Raw genomic sequence first — 1,237 nt, 5'->3', positions numbered from 1 at the left:
GCTCGCCCTTGCTCGGGACGTGGCGGTAGAGCGCCATGGTGGACGTGCCGAATTCCGTCGCGATGCGCCGCATCGACAGCGCGGCGAGGCCCTCCGCGTCCACCAGCTCTATCGCCGTGCGGACGATGTGCTCCCGGCTCAGCTGGCGGGCGGGCGTCGTGGCGCGTTCCCGGCCGCTCTCCGCGACCACCGTGCCGACGCCGGGCACCGCCCGTACCAGTCCTTCCTGGTTCAGTGCCCCGAGGGCCTTCGTGGCGGTGGCCATCGCGACGCCCCACTCCTGCGTGATCCCGCGGGTGGAGGGGACCGGATCGCCCGGGGCCAGCTCGCCCGACTCGATGCGGCGGCGGATCTCCCCGGCGATGCGGAGGTAGGGCGGTTCGGTCGTCATGGCGGCACCGTACTAGTGCACCTGGTGTCGCCGTAACCCGTTCATCTGCGGGTTCCCGCCGGTGCACTAGGTTGCTGTTTGCGGTGTACGTGACGGCCCGCTTCCGTACGGAGCATGGAGAACACATCCGGTCCCCTCGCGGGCCGTAAGGAATGGACCGCCCTCGGCGTCCTGATGCTGCCGCTGCTCCTCGTGTCGATGGACGTGTCCATCCTCTACTTCGCCATCCCGTTCATCAGCCAGGACCTGGAGCCCAGCGCCACACAGCAGTTGTGGATCCTGGACATGTACGGCTTCGTGCTCGCCGGCCTGCTCATCGTCATGGGCTCCCTCGGTGACCGCATCGGGCGGCGCGCCCTGGTCCTGGCGGGAGCGGCGGTGTTCGGAGCGGCCTCGGTGGCCGCCGCGTACGCGCAGTCCGCCGAAGTGCTCATCGCCGTACGCGCGTTGCTCGGGATCGGCGGGGCCGCCCTGATGCCCTCCACCCTGGCGCTGATCCGCAACCTCTTCCACGACGCGAAGCAGCGCGCGAAGGCGGTGACCCTCTGGACCGGTGTCATGACCGCCGGCATCTCCCTCGGGCCGGTCGTCAGCGGGCTGCTCCTCGAACACTTCTGGTGGGGCTCGGTGTTCCTCATCAACCTTCCCGCGATGGCGCTGCTGCTGGTGCTCGTGCCCCTCCTGGTGCCGGAGACCGCGACCGCCGCGCACGGCCGCTTCGACGTGCTCAGCGCCGCGCTCTCACTCGGTGCCCTCCTCACCGTCATCTACGGCATCAAGGAATGGGCCCGGCACGGTTACGAGCCGCTGCCCGCGGCCTGCGTCCTCGTGGGGCTCGTGCTCGGT

Annotated in this window: 2 protein-coding genes; one reads left to right on the top strand and one right to left on the bottom strand. The window is 70.2% G+C overall.

Translation table 11 applies throughout. The features are described from left to right. Positions 1–391 (bottom strand): GntR family transcriptional regulator (locus ACFU7D_RS29690; protein ID WP_378874132.1); only part of this gene is annotated, 391 nt, incomplete at its 3' end. Positions 392–505: 114 nt separating this feature from the next. Between ACFU7D_RS29690 and ACFU7D_RS29685 the strand changes: the two genes are divergently transcribed. Next, positions 506–1,237 (top strand): MFS transporter (locus ACFU7D_RS29685; protein WP_378874130.1); only part of this gene is annotated, 732 nt, incomplete at its 3' end.

The organism is Nocardioides sp. NPDC057577 (genome assembly GCF_042801335.1).
Taxonomy (GTDB): Bacteria; Actinomycetota; Actinomycetes; order Propionibacteriales; family Nocardioidaceae; genus Nocardioides.
This window is presented reverse-complemented; position numbering and strand designations above follow the sequence as displayed.